This is a genomic window from Neisseria oralis (assembly GCF_045062685.1).
Classification (GTDB): domain Bacteria; phylum Pseudomonadota; class Gammaproteobacteria; order Burkholderiales; family Neisseriaceae; genus Neisseria; species Neisseria oralis.
This window is the reverse complement of sequence record NZ_JBJGEB010000003.1, coordinates 216,145-241,973: the sequence shown is the minus strand read 5'-3', so window position 1 is coordinate 241,973 and position 25,829 is coordinate 216,145. Positions and strand designations below refer to the sequence as shown.

Annotated in this window: 22 protein-coding genes; 15 read left to right on the top strand and 7 right to left on the bottom strand. The window is 50.7% G+C overall.

Features of this window, described 5'->3' with window-relative positions:
* Nucleotides 1–14: 14 nt before the first annotated feature.
* Nucleotides 15–2,183, bottom strand: coding sequence for a primosomal protein N' (locus tag ACI43T_RS04470; RefSeq protein ID WP_405385674.1), 2,169 nt, complete (start codon nt 2,181–2,183; stop codon nt 15–17).
* Nucleotides 2,184–2,385: 202 nt separating this feature from the next.
* On the opposite strand from ACI43T_RS04470, the gene ACI43T_RS04465 reads away from it, so the two are divergent.
* The gene (locus ACI43T_RS04465) at nt 2,386–3,186 is read left to right on the top strand and encodes a DsbC family protein (protein ID WP_314105670.1); all 801 of its coding nucleotides are present in this window, start codon (nt 2,386–2,388) and stop codon (nt 3,184–3,186) included.
* A gap of 79 nt (nt 3,187–3,265) precedes the next feature.
* On the opposite strand, the gene tenA is transcribed toward ACI43T_RS04465, so the two are convergent.
* The gene (gene tenA / locus ACI43T_RS04460) at nt 3,266–3,937 is read right to left on the bottom strand and encodes a thiaminase II (protein ID WP_405385650.1); all 672 of its coding nucleotides are present in this window, start codon (nt 3,935–3,937) and stop codon (nt 3,266–3,268) included.
* A gap of 69 nt (nt 3,938–4,006) precedes the next feature.
* Nucleotides 4,007–5,068, bottom strand: a complete 1,062-nt coding sequence (gene tsaD / locus ACI43T_RS04455) for a tRNA (adenosine(37)-N6)-threonylcarbamoyltransferase complex transferase subunit TsaD (protein ID WP_405385649.1) — start codon at nt 5,066–5,068, stop codon at nt 4,007–4,009.
* A gap of 281 nt (nt 5,069–5,349) precedes the next feature.
* Between tsaD and ACI43T_RS04450 the strand changes: the two genes are divergently transcribed.
* A complete protein-coding gene (locus ACI43T_RS04450; protein ID WP_009174594.1) occupies nt 5,350–5,718 on the top strand; it encodes a hypothetical protein in 369 nt (122 codons plus the stop codon).
* Between the two features lie 79 nt (nt 5,719–5,797).
* On the opposite strand, the gene ccsB is transcribed toward ACI43T_RS04450, so the two are convergent.
* The 3 genes from ccsB to ACI43T_RS04435 form a co-directional block, all read right to left on the bottom strand.
* The gene (gene ccsB / locus ACI43T_RS04445; RefSeq protein ID WP_405385648.1) at nt 5,798–6,988 is read right to left on the bottom strand and encodes a c-type cytochrome biogenesis protein CcsB; all 1,191 of its coding nucleotides are present in this window, start codon (nt 6,986–6,988) and stop codon (nt 5,798–5,800) included.
* On the bottom strand, nt 6,972–8,936 hold the full coding sequence (locus tag ACI43T_RS04440; RefSeq protein WP_405385673.1) for a cytochrome c biogenesis protein ResB: 1,965 nt from the start codon (nt 8,934–8,936) through the stop codon (nt 6,972–6,974). Before ACI43T_RS04440 ends, ccsB begins: the two co-directional genes overlap by 17 nt.
* A gap of 330 nt (nt 8,937–9,266) precedes the next feature.
* Nucleotides 9,267–9,890, bottom strand: coding sequence for a c-type cytochrome (locus ACI43T_RS04435; RefSeq protein WP_314764426.1), 624 nt, complete (start codon nt 9,888–9,890; stop codon nt 9,267–9,269).
* A 146-nt stretch (nt 9,891–10,036) separates the two neighbouring features.
* On the opposite strand from ACI43T_RS04435, the gene yihA reads away from it, so the two are divergent.
* Nucleotides 10,037–10,684, top strand: coding sequence for a ribosome biogenesis GTP-binding protein YihA/YsxC (yihA, locus tag ACI43T_RS04430; RefSeq protein ID WP_405385647.1), 648 nt, complete (start codon nt 10,037–10,039; stop codon nt 10,682–10,684).
* Nucleotides 10,685–10,809: 125 nt separating this feature from the next.
* Here yihA and ACI43T_RS04425 read toward each other — a convergent pair whose 3' ends face one another.
* Nucleotides 10,810–13,209, bottom strand: a complete 2,400-nt coding sequence (locus tag ACI43T_RS04425; RefSeq protein ID WP_405385646.1) for a penicillin-binding protein 1A — start codon at nt 13,207–13,209, stop codon at nt 10,810–10,812.
* Nucleotides 13,210–13,359: 150 nt separating this feature from the next.
* On the opposite strand from ACI43T_RS04425, the gene pilM reads away from it, so the two are divergent.
* The 12 genes from pilM to ACI43T_RS04365 all read left to right on the top strand — a co-directional run bounded on the left by pilM (nt 13,360) and on the right by ACI43T_RS04365 (nt 25,821).
* A complete protein-coding gene (pilM, locus tag ACI43T_RS04420; RefSeq protein ID WP_377079707.1) occupies nt 13,360–14,466 on the top strand; it encodes a type IV pilus assembly protein PilM in 1,107 nt (368 codons plus the stop codon).
* Nucleotides 14,467–15,057, top strand: coding sequence for a PilN domain-containing protein (locus ACI43T_RS04415; RefSeq protein ID WP_314764423.1), 591 nt, complete (start codon nt 14,467–14,469; stop codon nt 15,055–15,057).
* 1 nt (nt 15,058) lies between these two features.
* Nucleotides 15,059–15,730 carry a type IV pilus inner membrane component PilO gene (gene pilO / locus ACI43T_RS04410; RefSeq protein WP_009174602.1) on the top strand — a complete coding sequence of 224 codons (672 nt, stop codon included), beginning with the start codon at nt 15,059–15,061 and terminating at the stop codon, nt 15,728–15,730.
* A 23-nt stretch (nt 15,731–15,753) separates the two neighbouring features.
* Nucleotides 15,754–16,317, top strand: coding sequence for a pilus assembly protein PilP (locus ACI43T_RS04405; protein ID WP_293276151.1), 564 nt, complete (start codon nt 15,754–15,756; stop codon nt 16,315–16,317).
* A gap of 17 nt (nt 16,318–16,334) precedes the next feature.
* Nucleotides 16,335–18,518 (top strand): type IV pilus secretin PilQ, encoded by a 2,184-nt coding sequence (gene pilQ, locus ACI43T_RS04400; RefSeq protein ID WP_405385645.1) that lies wholly within the window; start codon nt 16,335–16,337, stop codon nt 18,516–18,518.
* 463 nt (nt 18,519–18,981) lie between these two features.
* A complete protein-coding gene (locus tag ACI43T_RS04395; protein ID WP_009174605.1) occupies nt 18,982–19,506 on the top strand; it encodes a shikimate kinase in 525 nt (174 codons plus the stop codon).
* 105 nt (nt 19,507–19,611) lie between these two features.
* The gene (gene aroB, locus ACI43T_RS04390; RefSeq protein ID WP_405385672.1) at nt 19,612–20,691 is read left to right on the top strand and encodes a 3-dehydroquinate synthase; all 1,080 of its coding nucleotides are present in this window, start codon (nt 19,612–19,614) and stop codon (nt 20,689–20,691) included.
* Nucleotides 20,692–20,863: 172 nt separating this feature from the next.
* The gene (locus ACI43T_RS04385) at nt 20,864–21,706 is read left to right on the top strand and encodes a class II glutamine amidotransferase (RefSeq protein WP_314105687.1); all 843 of its coding nucleotides are present in this window, start codon (nt 20,864–20,866) and stop codon (nt 21,704–21,706) included.
* 144 nt (nt 21,707–21,850) lie between these two features.
* Entirely contained in the window at nt 21,851–22,315 is a 465-nt protein-coding gene (gene nrdR, locus ACI43T_RS04380; protein ID WP_009174608.1) for a transcriptional regulator NrdR, read from the top strand.
* Between the two features lie 30 nt (nt 22,316–22,345).
* Nucleotides 22,346–22,933 (top strand): cytochrome C, encoded by a 588-nt coding sequence (locus tag ACI43T_RS04375; RefSeq protein WP_308022105.1) that lies wholly within the window; start codon nt 22,346–22,348, stop codon nt 22,931–22,933.
* Nucleotides 22,934–22,946: 13 nt separating this feature from the next.
* Entirely contained in the window at nt 22,947–24,050 is a 1,104-nt protein-coding gene (gene ribD / locus ACI43T_RS04370) for a bifunctional diaminohydroxyphosphoribosylaminopyrimidine deaminase/5-amino-6-(5-phosphoribosylamino)uracil reductase RibD (protein ID WP_405385644.1), read from the top strand.
* Between the two features lie 466 nt (nt 24,051–24,516).
* Nucleotides 24,517–25,821 carry a nucleotide sugar dehydrogenase gene (locus ACI43T_RS04365; RefSeq protein ID WP_009174611.1) on the top strand — a complete coding sequence of 435 codons (1,305 nt, stop codon included), beginning with the start codon at nt 24,517–24,519 and terminating at the stop codon, nt 25,819–25,821.
* Nucleotides 25,822–25,829: the final 8 nt, after the last annotated feature.

Below are 25,829 nucleotides of genomic sequence, written 5' to 3'. Positions count from 1 at the left end.
CCGCCTTTAAACGACTACATTTCCTGCGCGTCCACATCCACCGACCATCGGATTTTGCCGTCGCGGTTTTGCTGCAACACCTGCACCCACAAACTCACGGCGCGGTGCAAATCCTGTCGGGATGTCGATTCGAGGAAGATTTGCGCGCGTTCGCGTTCGGCGAGGCGCACCATCAGCATGGGGGCGGCGCCGAACTGGGAGACGCTTGCGGGCAAAAGCGGGGCGAGGGTTTCTTTGGCGGTGTTGAGAAATTCCATCGCATCGGCAACGCGCGGCGCGTCGGCGCGGACGGCGGTCTGAAAACCGAAGGGCGGCATGGCGAACATTTGCCGCTCGTTCAATTCGTTTTCGGCAAACACGGCGTAGTCCTGCGCTTTGACGGCGGCGAAGACGGGATGTTCGGGCAGTTGGGTCTGTATCAGCACCTTGCCGGGTTTGTCGGCGCGCCCCGCCCTGCCGGACACTTGCATCAGCTCGGCGAACAGCCTTTCCGGCGCGCGAAAGTCCGCACTGTACAGGCTGCCGTCGGCGTTCAATACGATAACGAGGTTGAGCCGCGCGAAATCATGGCCTTTGGCGAGCATCTGCGTGCCGACCAGAATGTCGATTTCGTTGTCGGCGATGCGGCGGTACAAATCCGCCCAGTCGTTTTTGTGCGCGGTGCTGTCCCTGTCGACGCGGACGACGGCGGCCTTGGGCAGGAAGGCGCGCAGGGTTTCTTCGACGCGCTGCGTGCCGTGGCCGACGGCGGTCAGGTCTTGGTTGCCGCAGTCGGGGCATTTGAACGGGATGGGTTCGCGGTGATCGCAGTGGTGGCAGCGCAGTTGGCGGGCGCGTTGGTGCAGCACCATTTTGGCGGAGCAGTTCGGGCAGCCGAAGGTATGACCGCAGTCGCCGCAAAACAGCGCGGGCGCGAAACCGCGCCGGTTGAGGTACACCAGCGACATGCCGCCCGCTTCGAAGTTCTGTTTCAAAAGCTGCAAGGCTTGCGGCGAGAAGCCGTTGTCGAGTTTCAGACGACCCACGTTGAGGATGTCCACTTGCGGCAGTTGCGCAGCGGTATAGGCGCGTTCGGTCAGTTGCAGCAGGCGGTACGCGCCGCTTTGCGCTTTGTGCCAACTCTCTAGGCTGGGCGTGGCGCTGCCCAAGACGACGGGGCAGCCGCTCTGCTTCGCCCGCCATACCGCCAAATCGCGGGCGTGGTAGCGCAATTCGTTGTCCTGTTTGAACGAGCCGTCGTGTTCCTCATCGACCACAATCAGCCCGACATCAGGCAAAGGCGTGAACACCGCCAACCGCGTGCCGATCACCAGCTTCGCCTGCCCCAACATCGCACGCAGATAATCCTGCGTGCGCCTGCCTGCCGCCATCTGGCTGTGCAACACGGCGGTCGGCACGTCGGCAAAACGGTTTTCCACCCGCTTCAAAAGCTGCGGCGTGAGGTTGATCTCGGGCAACAGAAACAACACCTGCCGCCCCTGCGCCAACACTTTCGCCATCGCATCGAAATACACCTCGGTCTTACCGCTGCCGGTGATGCCGTACAGCAGAAACGGTTTAAAGCTGCCGAAGGTCGTCTGAATTTCATCGGAAGCCTTCTGCTGGTTTGGGTTTAACACAAATTCAGACGGCCTTAAAACGGGTTTCGCCGCTTCCGTCGTTTCAATCCAACCCTGTTCCGCCCAATCTTCGATTAACTTCGCCGCCTGCGCGTTTACCTGCTTCAACGCCGCCATCGTCATCCCGCCCGACAGCAGCGCGTCCCACAAAGCCGCTTTTTTGTTGAACCTTGCCGGCGGCGGCGTTTGCGCCCTACCCGCTTCGTTCAGCGCGTAAAACAACGGCGGCTGCGGCATTTCCACCGCGCGCGTTTCCTTCAAACCCTGCGGCAGCGCGGCAAACACCGCCTGCCCCGTCGGATAGTGGTAATAACGCGACGTAAACGAGAGCAAATCACGCCAGCTTTCAGGCAGCGGCGGCTCGTCCGAAAAGGTCGTCTGAACGCCCAAAATCCGCGCCGCATCCATATCGGGCGCAATATCCGTTTCCCACACAATCCCGACCACGGTCTTGTTGCGGAAAGGCACAAGCACCCGCGTTCCCTGCGGCAACGGCTCGGAATGGGAATAAGTCAAAAGGCCGTCTGAAAGCGGCACGTTTACGGCGATGCGGTGGTAGATCATCATGTCAAACAGTGTGGAAAGGCAGCTGGATTCTAGAATCCACATATTTTAAACGAATCCGCGCCAAGAAAAACCCGAGCCGCCTCCGCTGCAAGATGCGAATGCGACTTTCCGCCATCATTCCGAGCAAATTATCAAATGCGTATGCACCCCATGTTTGATACAATGCCCAATCTTTAACGGCAACACATCAACCTCACATATGAAAAACAAACTCGTCAAATTCCTTATCCCCCTTACCCTGCTGCCCCTGATTGCCTGCGGGCAGACCAACGGCAGCAGCAAAACCGCTTCGGCTCCCGCCGTAAGTTCGGCGGTTTCGGCCAAACCCGCCGGCGGCAACGTGGTCGAAACAGTGAAAGCGAAGCTGGAAAAAACCTACGCCGGCCAGAACCTGAAAGTCGTCAGTGTCAGCGAAACGCCGCTCAAAGGCATTTACGAAGTCATCGTAACCGGCAAACAGGTCATCTATACCGACGCTTCGGGCGACTACATGCTGGTGGGCGACCTCATCGACATCAACAAACGCCAAAGCATCACTGAAGAACGCATCGCCGAATTGAACAAAATCGACTTCTCCACCCTGCCTTTAGACAAAGCGATTAAAGAAGTGCGCGGCAACGGCAAACTGAAAATCGCCGTGTTCTCTGACCCCGACTGCCCATTCTGCAAGCGTTTGGAGCACGAATTTGAAAAAATGACCGACATCACGATTTACAACTTCATGATGCCGATTCCGAGCCTGCACCCCGACGCCGCGCGCAAAGCCGAGCTTATCTGGTGCCAGAAAGACCATACCAAGGTCTGGACGGAATGGATGCGCAAAGGCAAGCTCCCCGAAAACGGCAAAGCCGGCTGCAGCAACCCCGTCGCCGAAACCACTTCGCTGGGCGAACAACTGGGCTTCACCGGCACCCCGACGCTGGTCTTCCCCAACGGCAGAGTGCAGAGCGGTTACAGCCCGATGCCGATGCTGAAGGAAATCATCGAGAAAAACCAGTAACGGCAGGTTCTGAAATTTTAAAGGCCGTCTGAAAATATGTTTTTCAGACGGCCTTTTATTATTCAGGCGCGATCGGACGCTAAAACTTTTCCAACCCTTCCCACCCGCGCCGGTGATAGGCACTGTCCCAAAACAGCCATTCCAGTTTTGCCGCCGCCGTATAAGCCGCGTGCATCTTCCGCACGGTTTCGGCCGCGGCTACGGCTGCTGCGTCGACCGCGGCAATCACTCTGCGCACCGATTCGTTAAATTCTTCGCCCGCATAAGTGTCAATCCAAGCCTGATACGGATTGTCCGGCACGGATTGGGCGTAAATATCTTTACCGACTTCGGCATAAATCCAGAAGCACGGCAGCAGGCAGGCCAGCACCACGGGATAACTTTCCGACCAGGCCGTCGCCAACAGATACGACGTGTAATGGTGGCAGGCTGCGGTCAGCGGCGTTTCGGCGTACTGCTTGTCGGTAATGCCGAATTGCTGCATAAAGCCGCTGTGCAGCTGCCGCTCGACCTCCACCGCCTCCTGCGCAAACGCGGCAAACTGCAAAATCCCAGCAGCATCGGATGCTTTGGCGGCACACACCGCCAAGGCGCGGCCGTAAGCCTCCAAATAATGCGCGTCTTGAATGACATAATGGCAAAACGCCTCGCGCCCGAGCGTACCCCGCGCCAGCTCCTGATTAAACGGCAGATTCAGCGTGGCCTGATATAGAGCAGCATTGCGCCGCCATGCTTCCTGTGAAAACGACATCGGTTTCTCCTCGACTGGTTTCAATACGCATAACGCCCGAACGGCATCAAACCGTATCGAGCGTTTCCCTCATTTCACAATATCCGACAGCGGCCAGCGCGGTTTGACGTTGAATGCGCCTGCGGGCTGCCGCTCCTGCAACCTCATCGCGCCGGCGAAGGCAATCATCGCGCCGTTGTCGGTGCAGTATTCCATGGGCGGAAAACAGACTTTGATTTTTTCTTCCTTAGGCTTGGGTTTGCCTTTTTCAGACGGCTTTTTGACGCTCAGGCGGGAAAATTCGTCGCGCAGCTTCCAGTTTGCACCGACGCCGCCCGCAACGACCAAAGTTCTGAAACCGGTATCCAACAAGGCTTTTTTGGCTTTGGCGGCGAGGACGTCGATCACCGCGTCTTGAAACGCGCGGCAGATGTCGTTGCGCGTTTGCTCGGGGATTTCGCCGTTGTTTTCGGCGCGGACTTTTTCGACGGCGGTCAGCACGGCGGTTTTCAAACCGGAGAAGCTCATCTGCAAATCGTGCGAATGGAGCATGGGGCGCGGAAACGAGAAGGCATCGGGGTTGCCCAGCTTCGCCAGTTCGGACAGCTTTGCGCCGCCGGGGTAGGGTAGCCCCAAGAGTTTGGCGGTTTTGTCGAACGCCTCGCCCGCCGCGTCATCGACGCTTTCGCCCATCAGCGTGTAGTCGCCGATGCCGCGCACCGCCATAAACTGCGTATGCCCGCCCGAAACCAGCAGGGCGACGAACGGAAATTCAGGCTTGTCGGCCGCCAACAATGGAGAGAGCAAATGGCCTTCGAGATGGTGGACGGGGATGACGGGTTTGTTCAAGGCAAACGCCAAAGCATTGGCGTAGCCCGAACCCGCCAGAAGCGCGCCGCCCAAGCCCGGTCCTTGGGTGTAGGCGACGGCATCGATGTCGTCATAGGAAACGCCCGCTTCCTGCAAACAGCCCTGCGTCAGCGGCACGACGCGGCGGATGTGGTCGCGGCTGGCAAGTTCGGGAACAACGCCGCCGTATTCGGCGTGCATCGCCATTTGGGTGTGAAGATGGTGCGCCAACAGGCCGCGTTCGGTGTCGTAAAGCGCAACGCCCGTTTCGTCGCAGGATGATTCGATTCCTAGTACCAGCATGGTTTGAGGCCGTCTGAAAAATAATGAATGCGCTATTTTAACGGATTTCTTCCCCGCCCACCCGATTCAGGCAAACGATAAGCCCGCCGGCAGACACGAAAAACCGACTTGTATGTATTCCCTTACATTTGCCGTTTTCTGCAAAAGGCTGTAAGGCTGGGGCGGGCGGAAACGGGCGGATGTAAAACCAAGTACAGCCGCTTGCCACGATGATGCAGTATGCCTAACATTGCCTCCGACAGCCGTTTGACGCGGCTTTTGGCAACCTGAAAGGAAAGATAATGACTAAAGCAAAATCTCTGATGGTAACCGGCATTTTGGCCCTGTTCTCCGCCAGCGCATTCGCCGCACCGCTGCCGTCTGAAATTTACCGCCCCGCCGGTGCGCACACAGTAAAAGCAGACCATCAGGGCAACGGCGAGTTCGAATACGAAGCCGAACTTTCCGCCCGCCATACCTCCATCCCCACTTTGGCCAAAAAAGTCATCGCCCACGCCCACAGCAAAGGCTTCCGCGTGGTGGAATCCGAAATCAAACGCGACGATGCGGATTTGAAATTCAGACGCGGCCGCCAAGAATTGGACGTTTCCATCGAGAGCAAAGACCACGGACGCATCGAATACAAGGCGGATCTGGATTTGAACCGCTAACTGCCCGGCTTGCCTTTATATATCAAGAGGCCGTCTGAAAACTATCTTTCAGACGGCCTCTTTTCCATTTCGAACAGGCTTATAACGTTCCGTAAGAGTGCAAACCGCTCAAAAACATGTTCACGCCGATAAAGGCAAACGCCGTAACAAACAACCCGATTATCGCCCACCAAGCCAAAATCCTGCCGCGCCAACCTGCGACCAGCCGCAGATGCAGCCATACGGCGTAGTTCAGCCACACGATAAACGCCCACGTCTCTTTCGGGTCCCAACTCCAATAACGGCCCCACGCATCCGCCGCCCAAAGCGCGCCGAGGATGGTGGCAATGGTGAAAAACAGAAATCCGACGGCTATCGCTTTATACATCACCTCTTCGATAACCTGCGAATGCGGCAGCCACGACTTCCTGCCCTTATCTTCGCATCCCAAAGCCAGCAGCTCGGCGATGCCGAGCATCGCGGCGATGCAGAATGCACCGTAACCGATAAAGTTGGCGGGAACATGGATTTTCATCCACCACGATTGCAGTGCGGGAATCAGCGGCTGGATGGCATGCGCCTCGCGGGAAACGCTGTACCACAGGACGAATCCGACCACTACCGCCATAAAGGCGAAAACAAACCCGCCCAATTTCCGTATGCCGAAACGCTTTTCATAATAAAGGTACATTAGTGCCGTAATGACCAAAAACAAGATAAACACTTCATAAAGGTTGGCCACCGGAATGTGGCCCGCATCCGGACGCAACAGATAGCTTTCGTGCCAACGCACCAGCAGGCCGGTGAACCCCGCCACTGCCGAAATCCAGGCGAATACTGTCGCCATACCGAGCAGCGTACTGGTTTCGCTGTTGCGGCGGGTAGCAACGAACGCGCCCGAAATGTAGGCGAACAGGGCGAAAAAAACAAAGGCGCACTGCCACATAATCGCAGACTGGCTGCTCAAAAAATATTTGAGCAGAAAACCGTCGGCATTACCGATATCGCCGCGGTACAGGCTCAACGCGCCGTAGGCCAGCGCGAGGCAAAGCAAGATGAACCAGCGCATCGGCTTGAAAAACCAACCGAGCAGCATGGCCGCACCCGCACTGGTCCACAGGATCACCATTTCATAGATGTCCATATGAAAGTCGATATTGGTTTGCACGAACACGGCGACGGAGGCGATAACAAGGGCGAATATCCAATCAGCCGCATTCAGGCTGCGGATAAACGATTTGCGCCTCAGCAATTCATGTACGGGCAGGGTTTGGTCAGTGTTTGTGGTCATGGTTTAAATCTTTCGCAAGCTGTTGCAGATGCTGTAAATGCCGCGGAAATTCTTTTTGCAGGTCGCGCTCGTTGCGGCTGGAAGACATGGCAAAACGGATACGGCCGTCTGAAAACAACAGCCACGCGCGTTTTTCACGGATATAAAACATGAAAACCGTGCCCAGTACCAACAGCACCGAACCCAAATACACCAATGCCGCTCCCGGCGAACGGGTCATTTGCAGGCCGGACGAACGTACCTCCTTATAGCCGTTTAGCTGGAGCAGCATCGGTGCAGGATATTCGGTCAGCCCGGTGTAGGCATCCATGCTGTACATTAAAAAACGGTTGCGCGCATCATCCTGCTTCCAAGCAGGCAGGCCGTATTCCTTGATGGCCGCATCCAATGCGGCATTCATCGTGCCGTAGAGCATTTCATAGAAATAGCCCTGCATTTTTTCCTGTTCGGCTTTCGGAATATTTTTCACGACAAAATCGTTCAAAGCCAGATAACCGCCCTGCGCGAAAATACTTAACGTGTTTTCCGCCGCACGGGTAAACTGAACGCGGATATTGTCCGGTGCACCGACGGTCGCTTCCCGCACCACACGTTTACGGGCCGCATCGTCTTTCAGCAACTCGCGCAAAGCCATAAAAGTATCGACTTTTTCCGCCTTGTCGGCCGGAATGCGCAACCAGCGGTATTGTTGGTCCAGCCCCGAACGCGTGCCGGTGATGTAAAAATAACCGTCCTCCTGCTTAATCGGCAGCATATAGTTTTTATATTCGACCGCCTGACCCGCCTTATCGCGGATGCGGTATACAATCGAAGGCCCGATATTGGTGTATTTCTTGTTTTCCTGCTTCACCGCCCTGACATCGTTCAGGGCCGATTTCAACCCCTTATCCGTTTTTTCAGACGGCCCGCCCATATCTTCCACGTTCATGCCGGTAAACTGGTCAAATTCCAACTGATACCGTTTCCCGCCGAAATCCAGCGGAAACGTCCGCATCGAAGTTGCCTTCATGGTAATCGGCTTGCGGGACGCATCGGACAGATTCCACGCTTTGAAATTCAAATCCGACCCGCCGTCGGCAAAACTGGCCTGATAAATCGTGATGCCGTGCAGTGTCAGCGGATGGTTTACACGGATGGTCCGTTCGGTCTTCTTGCCGGTTTCCTTATCGGTAACGACCAAGTCGCTGGCAAAATCACGCGGCATACCGGTATCGTAAAAATCAATATGGAACTTTCTCAATTCGACACTAAACGGCAAGTCCTGCACCAGCAAGCCTTTATCGGCATTCAGAAACACTACGTCGGCACTTTGCCCTTCCGAAATATTGACATTACCGCGGAAAGACAGGTTCCCGCTGCCCAAAATGCTCTCGGATTTAAAATCTTTGGCATATACCGTTTGATTGTCAGGCACGATACGGCCCGACCAAATACCCAGTTTCAACAACAAATTACTGTCAATCAAACCACCCAAACAGATCACAATCAACGCAGTATGGGCGAAAATATAGCCCCATTTGTTCATTCCGCCTTTTTTTGCCGCCACCAGCACCGAACCGTCCGCGCGCGTAACTGACTTGCAGACAAATCCTTCGACGTCGAAATAACGTTGTGCGATTTCGGGTCGGATATCGCCTTCCAACAAAGCGGAATGGCGCATGGATGCCAACGATTTTTCCTTGGCGTTTTCTCTGAACGACCTGACCTCCTGTAAAAACGGCGGCACGTTACGCAGCAGACATAAACTGGTTGAAACCACCAGAAACAGCATAATGACTACGAACCAACTTGAAGCGTAAACATCATACAAACCCAAAAAGCCGAAAATTTCCGACCAAAACGGCCCGAATTTCACCACATAATTGACTTGTGGCTGGTTCTGCTGCAAAACGGTTCCGATAATAGACGCCACCCCCAGCAGACTGAGTAATGCCACAGCAAAACGCATGGAGCTGAGGAAAGCAAACCACGGCCTGCGGACAAGCGGAACGAAAGAAGGGGAATTATTCATGACCAATGGATTTTATTCTGCAATTTGAATGAGTTAGCCTATAAATTAAGCCAATCATAATGAAGCAAAAAAATTTTTTCGGCAATTAAAAAATACTTATTGCTTCGTTAATACCTGCCGAAAACCGCCTGCAAAACCCGCAACACGGTATGTACGTTTTATTTTCCGACCGTTCACGGAGAAAAAACGAAAGGGAAACGAAACAATGTACCAAAGGCCGTCTGAAAATATCGGTTTCAGACGGCCTCAACATAACTGTAAGCCCTATCAGTGCAGGCCTTGGATGAAGTTTGCTACCGCATTGACTTCCGCATCGGACATGCGGCCGGCAATATCGGCCATAATGGCATTGGCGCGCTGCCCTGATTTATAGAATTTCATTTGGTCAATCACATAAGATTTATGTTGCCCCCCTAAACGCGGGTAAGCAGCAATATCTGTTCCGCCGCCGGGAATCCCTGCCCCGCTCGGTCCGTGGCAGGACATACAGGCCGGCACTTTCTTATCGGCAATGCCGCCCCTGTAAATTTTCGCCCCCAATTCAGGTTCTTCTTTAGGACTGGTCTCGCCAGATTTAGGTTGTTGCTTGTTGTAATAGGCTGCAACATTGTACATATCCTGTTCCGACAGATTCATCACTATCGGTTTCATCACGCCGGAAGCACCCGTAGTGCGCTTGCCTTCCTTAATGGCTTTGGTTTGGCCGTAAATATAGGCGGCATGTTGCGCCGACAGTTTCGGATACATGGCGATACCGCTATTGCCGTCGGCCGCATGGCAGGACGCGCAAACGGTCGTCGCAATCTGTTTTCCTTTGTCCAAGTCGGCTTTCGGGGCCGCCGCCGCCATACCGGACACCACGGCAAAAGCCAATAAAGTGAATCGTTTCATGGGAGTGCTCCTAATTACAGCATTGTATGCCGCAACAATGCCCTTTTTTATACTCAAATACCAATACCGGATGAAATTTCCACCCTGTTAAACCGATGGTTCTATAAACATGGTATTCTATACTAAATTTACATTTTGTTACTACTATGAATTACTTTAAAAATGCAAAATTCTTTACCACCGTCAACCATTTGCAAGATTTACCGGATACGCCTGCCGAAATAGCGTTTGTCGGGCGCAGCAACGCCGGAAAATCCAGCGCAATCAACACACTGACCCAACACACCCGTTTGGCTTACGTTTCCAAGACCCCCGGACGCACCCAACACATCAATTTTTTCGAACTGAAAAACGGTAGTTTCATGGTGGATTTACCCGGTTACGGCTACGCACAAGTCCCCGAAGCCATCCGCACCCATTGGATACAACTGCTCGGCGGGTATTTGCAACGTCGAAGCCAACTCATAGGGCTGATTCTGATTATGGACGCACGCCATCCGCTAAAAGACTTGGACATCCGTATGCTGGACTTTTTTCACACCACCGGCCGTCCTGTCCACATCTTGCTGTCGAAAGCCGATAAGCTGTCAAAAAACGAGCAAATTAAAACTCTGGCTTCGGTAAAAAAATCACTCAAGCCCTATAAGGAACGCCAGCGTGTCAGCGTGCAACTTTTCTCCAGCCTGAAAAAACAAGGAATAGAAGAAGTAAACCGAATCGTTGGTGAATGGTTTGAGGCACACGCACAAGAAACAGAAAACGCGCAATTCTCAACAACTCCCCCAACGCCATAGCAAACAAACACGACTCCTACCTGCAACGCAGATGAAACAGCATTATTTAAATCATACAGACAGGCCGTCTGAAAACCAAGGGCATCATACCAAAGTTTTCAGACGGCCTGTCCAATCAACCGCAATCAGAACAATGAGTCCAACTGCTTATTATTGCCACCGCTGTTGGTCGGATTAACCGGAACTTCCCCCTGATTATCCGAAGAATCAGCCTGACCGCTTGAACGGCGGCGAGGTGTCCCGTCCTCATCAGCCGGAGAACGCGGGCGACCGACAGCCGGACGAGGGACACTGCCACTGTTATCCAAAGTCAGTTCGGGGCTGGTTACCAAACGCTCCTTCATATAGTACTCACCGCCTTTAGCTACGATGCCCTCAGGTACTTTCATACCTTTGCTTTCTGTTCCTTTTAAAGCAAAGCGCATGTAGTCAACCCAAACAGGCAAAGCAATCGTACCGCCGTAACCGGCACGACCCATGCTTCTCGGTTTGTCAAAGCCGACATATACCGCTGTTACCACACTCGGATTAAAACCGACAAACCATGCGTCTTTATTATCGTTCGTCGTACCGGTTTTACCTGCGATATCCGACCGGCCAATACTCAACGCACCGCGTGCCGTTCCGTAACGAACTACGTCCTGCATGATTCTGTACATAATATAGGCATTACGGGGATCAATGACCTGCGGCGCATTCTCACCCGCCACTAACGGCTGCATTTGAGCGCGCAAACGACCCTGACTATCATAAATCTTATCAATAACATGGGCCGAAACCTTATAACCGCCGTTGGCAAATACAGTATATGCTTCAGCCATACGCAACGGAGTCGTTTCACCTGTGCCCAATGCCATCGACAAACTGGCTGGAATTTCAGACGGCCTGAAACCGAAACGTTGAATGTATTGTTGTGCATAACCAACACCTATCGACATCAAAATACGGATGGAGACCATGTTTTTCGATGCCGTCAATGCTTGCCGCAAAGTAATATAGCCAGAATAGCGCCCATCCGAATTTTTAGGATTCCATACCGAACCATTGGGCCCTTTCCCCGGTAAAGACAGCGGAGCATCGTTAATTTGGGTCGATGCCGTCATTCCTTTTGCCAACGCTGCCGAATAGACAAACGGCTTAAACGACGAACCGGGCTGGCGCATTGCCTGAGTCGCACGGTTAAAAGTCTTACTGTAAAAATCATATCCTCCAACTAACGCACGAACAGCTCCTGTTTTGGCATCAAGAGATACCAAAGCACCCTGCAGCGAAGGTTCCTGCACCACTGTCCAACCTTTACCCGTACTCTTCACACGAATAACAGAACCTCGGCGGATACGGTCATCACCCATTTTTTTATTGTTGACGGCACGAGCGGCAAATCCTAAAGAACCATGATTTAATGTAACTTTACGGCCACTTGGCAACTGGATTTCAATGCCCTTTCCGGAAGCCTCCAAGACAACGGCTGGGACCATTTTGTCTACCGTATACACGCTAGACAAATACTGTCCGACAGTTTCCTCCACATTATCTGACTTACTCAAATCCAAATAATTTTCCGCCCCACGGTAACTGCTGCCGCGGTCAAAATTACGCAGAACCTTGCGTAAAGCTTCCGTTGCAACCCGCTGATTTTCGATATTGACGGTCGTGTAAACTTTGAACCCTTGGGTATATGCCTCTTCGCCGTATTTTTCGTACAACTCCTGCCGTACCATTTCAGCAACATACAATGCATTTTGATCTATTTTCTGAACAAACCGTTCATAATGCAGCTCCTCCTTCAAAGCCTCATCACGCTCTTGCGGCGTAATCATTTTTTCTTCAACCATATTGTTCAAGATATATTCCTGACGAAGCTTCGCACGCTCAGGATTCACAATCGGATTATATGCCGAGGGAGCCTTCGGCAAACCTGCAAGCATGGAAGCTTCACCCAGCGTTAGATCTTTTACATTCTTGTTGTAGTAGATTTGCGCCGCGGCAGCAAAACCATAGGCTCTTTGCCCCAGATAAATCTGGTTGAAATACAGTTCCAAAATCTGATCTTTACTCATTGACTGTTCGATTTTGTACGCCAACAACGCTTCATTAAATTTTCTAGAAAACGTCCGCTCATTGCTCAAATAGAAGTTCTTCGCAACCTGCTGAGTAATGGTGCTTGCGCCTGACTGTACCCCTCCTGCAACAACATTGCCAATAAGAGCACGAGCCACACCAAGCACATCAACCCCCCAATGCTCATAAAACCGCTTATCTTCAGCAGCAATCACCGCATCTTTCAGCACCTTGGGAAAATCTTTTATTTTAGTAAAATTCCTCCGTTCTTCTCCATATAAACCAATAACTTGGCCATCTGAAGAATATACAGTAAGCGGCATTTTCGGCTGGTAGTGTTGTAATGAATCAAGAGACGGCAGTTTCGGGTAAGTAACCAGAATCGCTATGGCAATCAACCCCACTCCGAAAAGCGCCAAACCTAACATCAAACCAATACAGGTCGTTATAATCTTTTTAATCATGACTAATTAATAATTTTGCCATCAACGGCTTTAAATAAAGTAAAATAGGCAACGGTTTCTATAAAACACAGTTACCGCTGTGTAGGGAAAATGTAATCCTTACGGATATTAAACTGTTACTCACACCCAATAATACAGGGAAGTTCCATTATGCGCTTACCAAAAAGCATTAAAAATACAAATACTAAAGCCAGTAAGACCGCAGGCGGGCTGAACAATCGGACCGCAATCGGTATCGACATCAGCCAACACGCCATCAAAATGGTACAACTGGCAGGCCGTAGTTTAAACCAAATCCAACTGGAAAAATACGTTATTACCAAACTGCCTAAAAATGTCGTCAAAGGCAACAAGATACAAGATTATGACCAGCTTGTAACGTATTTACAACATAGTTATACCCAATTACGCACTTCTTGCAAGAATTTTACTGCCGCCTTACCTCAAAGCCTAGCAACAGTTGAACACGCCTTTTACAACGCCAAAGAAACAGATTTGGATTTGGAAGAATTTGCGGAAAATGAAATCGCACAAATCAGCGCATTAGAAGAAGTCAACTACGACTATCAGACTATCAGCAAATCCACTTCATCCGGCAGTGAACAAATTTTATTGGTCGCAGCAAAAAAAGATGATATCGAACCACGCATTGAACTTTTTGAAAATGCCGGGATGACGTTATCCGCATTGGATTTGGACTTGTTTGCGCAAAGTAACGCTTTCACATTCTGGATTAACCAACACGCTCCGGAATTGTCCGATGAAAAAGTTGCCGTCTTTGGTATTTACGCAACACAAATGTACGCAATAGTGATGCAAAACGGCCATATCCTGTATAAACAAGAAACCCCTGTTAGTACCGAACAATTAAATCAACTGATTCAAAGAACCTATCAGGTAACGGAAGAAAAAGCCGATCAAATGATGAAATCATCCAGCAAGCCTTCCGATTATCAAACACAGGTTGCTGATCGTTTCAATGTACAGGTTGCTCAAGAAATTCAGCGTGTTATGCAATTTTATTATACTACCCAATCCAGTGATAATTTTTCAAATATCAAGCACATATTGTTAACAGGAACGGCTGCCCAGCAAGCTGGTTTGGCAGAAAGCATCTTCTCTCAAACTAATACACCGACACAATGCATCCATCCTGCTGCATACGCAGCAAGAAGTAATACTGTCGATTTACCACAGTTACAAATTGATGCGCCATCATTGACATTGGCATTTGGATTGGCTTTAAGGGGACTTTAAATGATTGAATTTACCAAAATAAACCTTCTCCCCTATCGAGAAGAAATTAAACAACGTAAAAAACAACAATTTAATATTTTGATGTTGTCGGCTCTTTTAGTCGGTGTAGGTCTGTCTGTTTTGGCGTATGTTTCCATTAACAGCGCCATCAGTAACCAAGAAAGCCGCAATCAATTTTTGGAAACAGAAATTAGCAAACTCGATACTGACTTAGGCGAAATTAAAAAGCTGCAACAAGAAAAAGAAAACTTTTTGGCAAAAAAACAGAAAGTAGAAGAATTGCAGGAAAAACGTTCTCAGGCGGCCTATATCATAGACACTTTAAACGTATTGACTCCAGAAAATACCTATTTAACAGCAGTAAATGCAGAAAATCCCACTACTTATACAATTACGGGGCGTGCCATGAGCGACAACAAAATCGCTATGCTAATGCGCGCACTACCAAGTACGGGCGTATTTTCCCAACCCGAATTACTTAGCATCAAGAAAAATGATAATTATCAAGAATTTACTCTTAGAGTATTATTAAATCAATCAACTCCTTCGGTATCGGTTACTGAAACCAATCCACAATCTCAGGAGCAATAAAATGGCAGCCGCTAAATTAAAGAATATAGATTTGCAGAATCCCCATCTGCTTAATGCCCCTGCAAAATTCACTATTGCTGGATTGGTTGTGGCGGGGGTATTAGCAATCGGTTATTTTGGCGTATTCAAAGGTCAACTGGAAACTTTATCTTCCGAAGAAACCAAAGAAGTCGAACTGAAAAAGACTTATACGAAAAAGAGTATCGAAGCTGCTAGCTTGGCTAACCTTCAAGCAGAACTGTCGTCCATTCGTTCCGCTTTTGATGTTCTATTGAAACAATTACCAACCGATGCCGAAATTCCCACGCTGATTCAAGAACTGCACCAAGCAGGAGCGACAAACGGATTAAGATTAGACAGTGTACTCCCTCAAGCTCCAGTAAATGACGGACCAATCCAAAAATTGCCTTATGAAATTGCTATTACTGGTAAATACAACCAGATTAGTCAATTCACCCGAGATGTCGGAAAGCTGTCTAGAATTATCACTTTAGAATCGTTGAAGATTGATCAGGCTTCAGCCAATAAAGATGGAAAAAGCGATTTACTGACCCTCAGTGCAACGGCAACGACCTATAAAGCAAGACCGGCAGAAGAAGTCGCCGCTGAACTTGCGGCTAGCACGGCAGGAAACGAAAATGCTGCCGCAGATGCAAGTAAAAATAAAGAGTAACAGCAAAATATCTTAGGGAAATCATGAAAAATACCACCTTACTCTTAGGCATACTATCCTTAACTGCCTGCACTTCAACATATGAAGATTTAAATAAATGGATGTCCGATACTCGCCAAGAGGCGAAATCCCACATCATTCCTTTTGAAGCACCGACAGTTACACCTCCTAAAGCCTATGTACCACCAAACTACACTGGCATGAATGCCTTTGATTCACGACGTTTAAACAATATCCTGAAAGGCAAAAATGCGCCCAACCTCAACCGTCCCAAAGAAACACTCGAAACTTTCAGCTTGGAGAACCTGAAATATGTGGGCAGCTTGAGCAAAGGTAATAAAGTTCAAGGATTTGTCGAAGCAGAAAATCATGTCTATACCGTTTTTCCAGGAAACTACATTGGGCAAAATTACGGTCGAATTCAGAGTATCACACCCGACAAACTTATTCTGACTGAGCTAATAGAAGACAGTTACGGTAATTGGGTGTATCGAAATGCAGAATTACCGTTGAGCGGTTCAGGCAGAGACAACCAATCCGCATCTCAAGCCTCACCGAATGATTCAACCGCACCAGTTTCAAATTAATCAAGGGGTCTCACTTTATGAAAACCAACAACATTACTAAAATTTTTGCCGGTATCAGCATCGCCATGGTTGCGCAAATGAGTTTTGCAGGCAACATTACCGACATCAATGTCTCTACACTTCCCGACAATCAAAAAATCGTCAAGATCCGTTTTGACCGTGACGTAGCTAGTCCTCGTGGCTTCGTAACCACAACACCTTCTCGGATTGCTTTGGATTTTTCCAAAACCAATATTCGTTTGCCACAACCTGTTCTGGAATATGCAGATCCCTTGTTGAACCGAATCACGGCAGCACAGAATAATGACCGCGCCCGTATCTTGTTGGGTTTGAATAAGGCCGGCCAATACAATACTGAAATCCGTGGGCAGGAAGTATGGGTTTATGTCAGCGAATCAGCAGACAAAACAGCCTATAAACCTGTATCTACTCCTCGTCCTGCTACAAATAATTTCGTATCCAGTCCTGCCGCACGTACCGTATCGACCACCCAAACCACGGCAAATACAAACGTTGATTTCCACAAAGGAGCATCGAATTCCGGCGTTATCGAACTGTCGGCACCTTCCTCTACGGGAGAACCTGAGATCAAGCAGCAAAAAGACCGTGTCATTATTACATTGAAAAACAATCCATTGCCCACTCAGGCTCAACGCAGTCTGGATGTCGGTGATTTCAACACACCAGTACGTAATGTTACTTTGAAACGTATCGGCAATGCGACCCAACTGGTTATCCGTAACAACGGTAACTGGGATATTCGTACCAAATCTTCCTCTGGCCGTTATACATTTGAAATTGTACCCAAATCCGCTACTACAGAATCACGCGGTTTGAACAGTAACGCCAATAAATCATTTAACGGCCGTAAGATTTCTTTGGATTTCCAAGATGTCGATGTCCGTACTATTTTGCAGATTCTGGCAAAAGAATCAGGTACAAACATTGTCGCCAGCGACAGCGTAAACGGCAAAATGACCTTATCCTTAAAAGAGGTACCTTGGGATCAGGCTTTGGATTTGGTTATGCAAGCGCGCAATTTGGATATGCGCCGACAAGGAAATATTATCAACATCGCTCCGCGTGAAGAATTGCTGAACAAAGATAAGGCAACGTTGCAGGCCCAAAAAGAAATTGAAGAACTGGGTCCTTTGTTCTCACAAACATTCCAACTGAAATACAAAAATGTGGAAGAGTTCCGCAAAATCTTGCGATTGGATGACAATGGCAGCAGCAGTGGCAATGACCGCAACACATTATTAAGCAGCCGCGGCAGTGCATTGATTGACCCTGCTACCAACACATTGATTATTACCGACAACCATACCGTCATCCAAAAATTCCGCAAACTGATTGACGAGTTGGACGTACCGACACGTCAGGTTATGGTTGAAGCCCGTATCGTTGAGGCAGAAGAAGGTTTTTCCCGTAATCTGGGTGTAAAATTCGGCTACACTGGTGTTAACGGTAAAAATTCTTGGGGATCAAATTGGTCCAATGCCGTTAACAACGCAGGTACTAATTACCAAAATAAAATTACCTTGGCCAATGCCGTCGCTAGCGGTTCAACAACTATTCCGTCTCTGACTGCTTTGGAAATGAGTCCGAATATCAGCCTGCCTTCTACGAATGCGGCTACCAACGCCATCGCCTTGGTACACTCGTTCGCCTCCGGAGCATTAGGCTTGGAATTATCTGCTTCGGAAGAATTGGGTAAAAGTAAAACATTATCCAACCCACGCGTTTTGACACAAGACCGAAAAGAAGCGACTATCGAAGCAGGTACGGAGATTCCTTACCAAGAGGCGACTTCAAGTGGAGCCACTTCGGTAACGTTCAAAAAAGCAGTATTGGGTCTGACTGTTACACCAAACATCACGCCTGACGGTCAAATCATTATGACAGTTAAAATCAACAAGGATACTCCGATTGACTGTCAAACCGATGGCTTGCGAACCAAGTGTATCAGTACCAAAAACCTGAATACCCAAGCTATGGTCGAAGACGGTGGCACACTGATTGTCGGCGGCATCTACGAAGAGGAAAACTCCAATGCAGTCAACAAGGTACCGTTGTTAGGTGATATTCCCGTAGTCGGTAATTTGTTCAAATCCCGTGGACGTAATGAAAAACGCCGTGAACTTTTGGTATTCATTACCCCCCGCATTATGGATGGAGTCAGCAGCAACTTACGCTATTAATATCGCAAACGAATAAAACAAGCGCATCTTTATTTTAAAGATGCGCTTGTTTTTTAAACCTCATCATAAATATGTCATGTCGGCCCATTTATTAGGCTGTGTTTGGATATTGCATTGATATTTAACTTTTTGTCATTCCCGAAATTTACCGAATACTTTTATAGGCCGTCTGAAAACATCTTGAACCATACCTTTGAATCATAAAACTAAATTTCCGAGTTGGGTTAAATAAATCGGCTCATCGTTAATTGCAGATCTCAGAAAAATCAGGCTTTGGGTTTCAAAAAACTTACTTTCTATCCAACAACCTCCAAATATTCAATTCCAAATTTGCTCCTGCATAAACTTAGCGGCAACGGAAAATCCATCTCTCCCGTTTTACGGTCGCTTTACCATCATTGCTTATCCTCCCAAATCGGATTTCCCATAGATAAAAAACATCCCCATACCGATTTCGTTTAAAATGCCCGTTATGAAACCAATAACAGGTAATTTGTTTTTTGTCGGCTTAATGGGAGCGGGTAAAACAACGTTAGGCAGACATATTGCCAAAACGCTCGACCGTCCGTTTTACGACAGCGATCACGAGATTTGCAAATGTTCCGGCGTCTCTATTTCAACGATATTCGAAGTGGAGGGAGAACAAGGGTTCCGCAGCCGTGAAACAGCCATGTTGAAAAAACTGGCCGCAATGAAAAATATCGTTCTTTCTACCGGAGGCGGAGCGGTATTGCGTGAAGAAAACCGCATATGCCTGCGCAACAACGGTACGGTTATTTATCTTCATGCCTGTCCTGAAACCTTGCTAGAACGAACCCGCCACGATACTAGCCGGCCATTATTGCAAGTAGAGAATCCGCTGGCCAAGTTGCGCGAACTTTATGATTCCCGCGATGCGGTTTACCGGCAAACCGCGCATATCGTCATCGAATCGGGAAACTGCCAAAAAACCATCAGCAAGCTGCTTGATATTCTGCACAACCGGTAAAGGCGCGGTATCCGGCTACCGCTTTTCAAATACGGAGGCCGTCTGAAACGAAACACCCTTAAGTTCAGACGGCCTTTTTATTACATAGGACTCTTTATTATGACTATGCATACCCTGACCGTCCAAACCCCGTCGCACCCCTATCCCATCTTTATCGGGCACGACCTTATCGGACAGGCCGATGTCCTGCTGAAACCTTATTTGGGCAAAAAAGCCGCCGTCATTACCAACGAAACTGTTGCCCCTCTTTATCTCCGGGCTTTTCAGACGGCCTTGGACAAGTTGGGAATCTCCCATTTCAGCATTATTCTGCCCGACGGTGAAGAATATAAAAACTGGCAGACCCTCAATCTGATTTTCGACGGGCTGATGCAGAATCGCGCCGAACGTAAAACCACCTTGATTGCCTTGGGCGGCGGCGTGATTGGCGACATGGTCGGTTTCGCCGCGGCCACATACCAGCGCGGCGCGCCGTTTATCCAAGTGCCGACCACCCTGTTGAGCCAAGTCGACTCCTCCGTCGGCGGCAAAACCGCCATCAACCACCCGCTCGGCAAAAACATGATAGGCGCATTCTACCAACCGCAAGCCGTACTTGCCGACCTCTCCACACTCAAAACCCTGCCCGAACGCGAATTATCCGCAGGCATGGCCGAAGTCATCAAATACGGCGCACTCGGCGATATTGGATTTTTTGAATGGCTGGAACAAAACATGGCCGATTTGATGGCGCAAAACCAAACCAAACTAGCCCGCGCCGTGTATCACTGCTGCAAAATGAAAGCCGACATCGTCGCCCAAGACGAAACGGAACAAGGCATCCGCGCATGGCTCAACCTCGGCCATACTTTCGGCCATGCCATTGAAGCTGAAATGGGCTACGGCGTATGGCTGCACGGAGAGGCCGTCGCCGCAGGCTGCGTATTGGCGGCCCGCCTGTCGGAAGTCCTCGGCAAAACCACGGAAAACGACACCCGCCGCATTGCCGCCCTACTTGAAGCGGCAAAACTGCCTTCCGCACCGCCGAAATTTTCCTTTGAAAAATGGATAGGACACATGAGCCACGACAAAAAAGTCAGTAGCGGCGTCATGCGCTTTGTCGGCCTGAACCGTTTGGGCGAAGCGGACATTACCGAAATCACCGATATGGAAATCCTGCGCAAAACCTTGCAGCCCTATCTGTAACAGTGCCGCGCACAAACAGAGGCCGTCTGAAAATCCGGTTTTCAGACGGCCTCTCATCAAATCGTTTCCGGTTATAAACATATCGCCGGACACCTATTGAAACCGCCCGTCCGATACACCATAATCCTACCTGTTCCCACTCTCCGACATCAAAATAACAAAGGTCAAGACCATGTGCCAACTGCTCGGCATGAACTGCAACACCCCCACGGACATCATGTTCTCATTTGAAGGCTTCCGCCGCCGTGGCGGCATCACCGACCACCACGCCGACGGTTTCGGCATCGGCTTCTTCGAAGGACGCGGCGTGCGCCTGTTTCACGACGACAAACCCAGCGCCAACTCCCCCGTCGCCGACTTGGTCCGCGCCTACCAAATCAAATCCGAAAACGTCATCGCCCACATCCGCAAAGCCTCGCAGGGACAAACCTCGCTGGCCAACACCCATCCCTTCATGCGCGAAATGTGGGGCGAATACTGGCTCTTCGCACACAACGGACATTTGATTGATTTCTATCCCGAGCAAGGCGAGTATTACCATGCCGTCGGCACCACCGATTCCGAACGCGCGTTCTGCTACATCCTCAACCGTCTGCGCAACCGATTTGCCGCCAAGCCCGACGCCGGAACCCTGTTCGACGCCATCGCCGCGCTGACGCACGAAATCCGACGCCACGGATTGTTTAACTTTGTTATGTCCAACGGCGATTGTCTGTTTGCCCATGCCAGCACACTGTTGCACTATATCGTGCGCAAAGCACCGTTTGGCAAAGCGCGGCTTTTGGACGACGACGTGATGGTCGATTTTGCCGAAGTTACCACCCCGAACGACAAAGTCGCCGTCATCGCCACCCTGCCGCTAACCCGAGACGAGACCTGGTCGCAACTGGCCGTCGACGAACTGGTCATGTTCCGCGATGGCGACATCGTCCGCAGCGACAGACCCGAAGACCCCGTCTATATGAGCGCGGAAGAAGGCTTGGAAATCGCGCGCGCCGCAGGCGTGGCCGTATAATCCTGAGGCCGTCTGAAAAGTTTTCAGACGGCCTCTTCCTTTAGCCCGTATCGTTGGCATCCTAGACGAATAAACCTTTTACTCTATACGGGAATTACCGCTTCGGCTACAATAACCGTTTACAAACAAACGGTTTATATCGCTATGAAATGTCCTTTCTGCCAACACCCCAACACCCAGGTAACCGACTCGCGGCTGCTGGAAGAAACCAACAGCATCCGTCGTCGGCGCCGCTGCTCGGAGTGCGGACAGCGTTTCAGCACATTTGAAACCGTAGAAATGCGTATGCCGCAAGTTACTAAAACCAACGGCGCCCGCGTCGCCTTCAATCCGCACAAACTGCACACCAGCCTGTCCCGCGCGCTGCACAAACGCCCCGTTTCCCCCGAAACGATAGACGAAACCGTCGCCCTTATCGAACAACGCCTCTACCAGCTCGGACGCAAAGAAGTGCCCTCCAAGCTGGTCGGCGAAATGGCGATGGAAGAACTGGCCAAAATCGACCAAGTCGCATATGTGCGTTTCGCGTCGGTTTATAAGAGCTTCAACGACGTTTCCGAATTTACCCAAGCCATCGCCACCCTGCCGAAAGACCGCCCGGCGGAATAGGCAGCCGCCTGCCAAGAAGGAATATGACCGGTGAAACCCGTATTGTTTATATTTGCCGCAGTTTTGTCCGCCCTGACCGCCTGCGGCAAAACCGACGCCCCGCACACGCCTCCCGCCACTGCATCTTCCGCCGCCGTTGCCGAAGATGCGCCCGCCCCCGCCGAAAATACCGTTCAAACCTTAATCAGCAAAGACAATAAAATCAAAATCGTCGTGGCAAACGGCCATTTCAGCGACGTCAGTCCCGATGCAGGCTCACTGCCGGAAAACGTGTCTGCGGAAGAAATGACGCTGCTGCAATACGACGGAATGCTCGGTATCACGCTTTACGCTGACAATCTCGGTCCGGCACAAACCGATGCGAAAACCTATTTCGCCAATTTGAAAAACGAATTGCAGTCTGCCGAAGGGCTGACCGACGTGCAGGTAGGCATCGCCACCGACAACCGCATGAACTACCGTTTTTCGCAAACCACGGCCGGCGGCATATTGAACGAAAACTGCATCGCCATCCATGAAACCAATCTGTATAATGTCTGCGCCAATAGCAATACCGCGTCGCAGGAAGAACTGGCCTCCGTTTTGAAAGAAGTCAGCCTGATTAAACAAACCGATTAGAGGCCGTCTGAAAATGTTTGGCGAAAACGATGTCCGAATGATGCAAAACGCCCTTGCCCTTGCGCGGCTCGGGCGTTTTTCCACATCCCCCAACCCGCGCGTCGGCTGCGTGATTGCGCACGGCGGCCAAATCGTCGGGCAGGGGTTTCATGTCAAAGCGGGCGAACCGCATGCCGAAGTTCATGCGCTGCGGCAGGCGGGTGAAATGGCGCGCGGGGCGACGGCTTATGTTACGCTCGAACCGTGCAGCCATTACGGCCGCACGCCGCCCTGCGCCGAAGCCCTCATCCGCTCGGGCGTAGCGCGCGTGGTTGCCGCCATGACCGACCCCAATCCGCTGGTGGCCGGCAAAGGCTTGGCAATGCTGGAAGCCGCAGGCATCCGCACCGAAAGCGGTTTGCTGGAAACCGAAGCGCGCGAACTCAACCGCGGCTTCCTTTCCCGTATCGAACGCGGCCGCCCGTTCGTCCGCATCAAATGCGCCGCCAGCCTGGACGGCAAAACCGCCCTTTCAGACGGCCTCAGCAAATGGATTACCGGCGAAGCGGCGCGTGAAGACGTACAGATATTGCGCGCCGAAAGCTGCGCCGTCGTTACCGGCGTCGGCACGGTGCTGGCGGACAATCCGCAACTGAACGTGCGTGCCTTCCCTACCGTGCGCCAGCCTGTCCGCGTCATCGCCGACAGCAGGTTGCAAACTCCTCCCGACTGCCGCATCATCCGAGACGGCGGCAGCCCCGTCCTCATCGCCACCCTGTCGCAGGACGCAGATCGGCTGAACGCCTTTTCCCGTTTTCCGCATGTAGAAATCATCAGGCCGTCTGAAAAAGACGGCAGAATTGATTTGGCGGACTTACTGAAGATACTGGCCGCCAAAGGCTGCGGCGAAGTGATGGTTGAAGCGGGAGCGGTTTTATCCTCGGCCTTTCTCGCCGAAGATTTGGCCGACGAACTGGTGCTTTATCAGGCACCGAAAATCCTCGGCCGCCCCGGCCGCAGTATGTTTACGCTGCCCGAAAATCCGGCGGCACTGACGGAATCGCCCCGTTGGGAGACCCGTTCTGTGGAGACATTGGGCGGCGATATCAAATGGATATTAAGGAAAACAATGGGTTAACTTTCAGCAAACTTATCCTCCCTTTTACTACCGCCAAACAATAATCTAATTTCATTATTATCATTTAAGACATTTTTTCTTAATTTTAGTTACTTTATCAGCATAAATTTTCGTTAATCACTGTAAATATTAAATAATGTGATTATTGTTAAACTTCCCTCGGCCAAATGCACAAACCGCTATAAAAACAACACAAGACTACAAATAAAAAGAAATTTCATATGCTTATTCCAAAGTGCGACACTACGTTAAAATATTCAAATATTACAAATCTTAATTCCTCCTAAAAACAACGGATTTTCCCAGTAAAACTTTTCCCCTGTCGCACAATCTATAGGATGACTTTATCTGCCCGTTGCACCCGTCCGCACGTTTTTCCGCCGTACATACCGCAACGGGGCGGCAGGGTGCGTCTATCACTACTCTGCCCCGAATACTTTTCCTATCCATTAACATGAGACATATCATGAAAAACATTACCATTCAAAAGTTTGCCGACAAATCCGCCAAAATCGGCATTGTCGGTTTAGGTTATGTAGGTTTGCCGCTGATGCTGCGTTATGTGGACATCGGCTACAAAGTATTGGGTTTCGACATTGATGCCGAAAAAGTGAACAAACTGAACAACGGCGAGACCTATATCGAACACATCCCTGCCGAAAAAATCGCCGCCGCCTCAAACAGCCTGTTTGAAGCCACTACTGACTTCTCCCGCATCGGCGAAGTGGAAGCCGTGATTTTGTGCGTGCCGACCCCGCTGAACAAATACCGCGAACCGGACATGAGTTTCGTTATCGACACCACCGACGCGGTAAAACCGTATCTGCGCGCCGGCCAAGTCTTGTCGCTGGAATCCACCACCTACCCGGGCACGACCGAAGAAGAACTGCTGCCGCGCGTGGAAGAAGGCGGCTTGAAAGTCGGCGAAAACGTATTCCTCGTTTACTCGCCCGAACGCGAAGACCCGGGCAACCCCGATTTTGAAACCCGTACCATTCCGAAAGTTATCGGCGGCCACACACCGGCCTGTTTGGAAGTCGGCCTGGCGCTGTATCAGCCCGCCATCGACAAAGTCGTCCCCGTCAGCTCCACCAAAGCTGCCGAACTGACCAAACTTCTGGAAAACATCCACCGCGCGGTCAATATCGGCTTGGTGAACGAGATGAAAATCGTTGCCGACAAAATGGACATCGACATCCACGAAGTCATCGACGCCGCCGCCACCAAACCGTTCGGCTTCGTCGCCTACTATCCCGGCCCGGGCTTGGGCGGCCACTGCATCCCCATCGACCCGTTCTACCTGACTTGGAAAGCGCGCGAATACGGCGTAAACACCCGCTTTATCGAACTTGCCGGCGAAGTGAACTCTTCCATGCCCGAATATGTGGTCAATAAAACCGCGCTGGCGTTAAACGACCACCAACGTTCGATTAAGGGCAGCAAAGTATTGGTATTGGGCATCGCCTACAAGAAAAACGTAGACGACATGCGCGAAAGCCCGTCGGTGGAAGTGATGGAACTCTTGCGCGACCTCGGTGCGGAAATATCCTATTCCGACCCGCATGTGCCCGTGTTCCCGAAAATGCGCGAACACAAATTCGACCTGAAAAGCGTGCCGCTGACCGCCGAGAGCATCGCCTCTTACGACTGCGTGGTGCTGACCACCGACCACGACAAATTCGATTACGATCTGCTGAAACAACACGCCAAACTGATTGTCGATACGCGCGGCAAATATTCGGGCAAACACGACAACATCGTTAAAGCATAAGAGGCCGT

Excerpts from the sequence above, each read along its gene's own strand:
- aroB (WP_405385672.1), top strand. The coding sequence starts at position 19,612 with ATGCATACCCTGACCGTCCAAACCCCGTCGCACCCCTATCCCATCTTT.
- pilQ (WP_405385645.1), top strand. The coding sequence starts at position 16,335 with ATGAAAACCAACAACATTACTAAAATTTTTGCCGGTATCAGCATCGCC.
- ACI43T_RS04440 (WP_405385673.1), bottom strand. The coding sequence starts at position 8,936 with ATGCGTTTTGCTGTGGCATTACTCAGTCTGCTGGGGGTGGCGTCTATT.
- ACI43T_RS04465 (WP_314105670.1), top strand. The coding sequence starts at position 2,386 with ATGAAAAACAAACTCGTCAAATTCCTTATCCCCCTTACCCTGCTGCCC.
- ACI43T_RS04450 (WP_009174594.1), top strand. The coding sequence starts at position 5,350 with ATGACTAAAGCAAAATCTCTGATGGTAACCGGCATTTTGGCCCTGTTC.
- nrdR (WP_009174608.1), top strand. The coding sequence starts at position 21,851 with ATGAAATGTCCTTTCTGCCAACACCCCAACACCCAGGTAACCGACTCG.
- ACI43T_RS04415 (WP_314764423.1), top strand. The coding sequence starts at position 14,467 with ATGATTGAATTTACCAAAATAAACCTTCTCCCCTATCGAGAAGAAATT.
- ACI43T_RS04405 (WP_293276151.1), top strand. The coding sequence starts at position 15,754 with ATGAAAAATACCACCTTACTCTTAGGCATACTATCCTTAACTGCCTGC.
- ACI43T_RS04395 (WP_009174605.1), top strand. The coding sequence starts at position 18,982 with ATGCCCGTTATGAAACCAATAACAGGTAATTTGTTTTTTGTCGGCTTA.
- pilO (WP_009174602.1), top strand. The coding sequence starts at position 15,059 with ATGGCAGCCGCTAAATTAAAGAATATAGATTTGCAGAATCCCCATCTG.
- ribD (WP_405385644.1), top strand. The coding sequence starts at position 22,947 with ATGTTTGGCGAAAACGATGTCCGAATGATGCAAAACGCCCTTGCCCTT.
- pilM (WP_377079707.1), top strand. The coding sequence starts at position 13,360 with ATGCGCTTACCAAAAAGCATTAAAAATACAAATACTAAAGCCAGTAAG.
- tenA (WP_405385650.1), bottom strand. The coding sequence starts at position 3,937 with ATGTCGTTTTCACAGGAAGCATGGCGGCGCAATGCTGCTCTATATCAG.
- ACI43T_RS04385 (WP_314105687.1), top strand. The coding sequence starts at position 20,864 with ATGTGCCAACTGCTCGGCATGAACTGCAACACCCCCACGGACATCATG.
- ACI43T_RS04365 (WP_009174611.1), top strand. The coding sequence starts at position 24,517 with ATGAAAAACATTACCATTCAAAAGTTTGCCGACAAATCCGCCAAAATC.
- ccsB (WP_405385648.1), bottom strand. The coding sequence starts at position 6,988 with ATGACCACAAACACTGACCAAACCCTGCCCGTACATGAATTGCTGAGG.
- yihA (WP_405385647.1), top strand. The coding sequence starts at position 10,037 with ATGAATTACTTTAAAAATGCAAAATTCTTTACCACCGTCAACCATTTG.
- tsaD (WP_405385649.1), bottom strand. The coding sequence starts at position 5,068 with ATGCTGGTACTAGGAATCGAATCATCCTGCGACGAAACGGGCGTTGCG.
- ACI43T_RS04425 (WP_405385646.1), bottom strand. The coding sequence starts at position 13,209 with ATGATTAAAAAGATTATAACGACCTGTATTGGTTTGATGTTAGGTTTG.
- ACI43T_RS04470 (WP_405385674.1), bottom strand. The coding sequence starts at position 2,183 with ATGATCTACCACCGCATCGCCGTAAACGTGCCGCTTTCAGACGGCCTT.
- ACI43T_RS04435 (WP_314764426.1), bottom strand. The coding sequence starts at position 9,890 with ATGAAACGATTCACTTTATTGGCTTTTGCCGTGGTGTCCGGTATGGCG.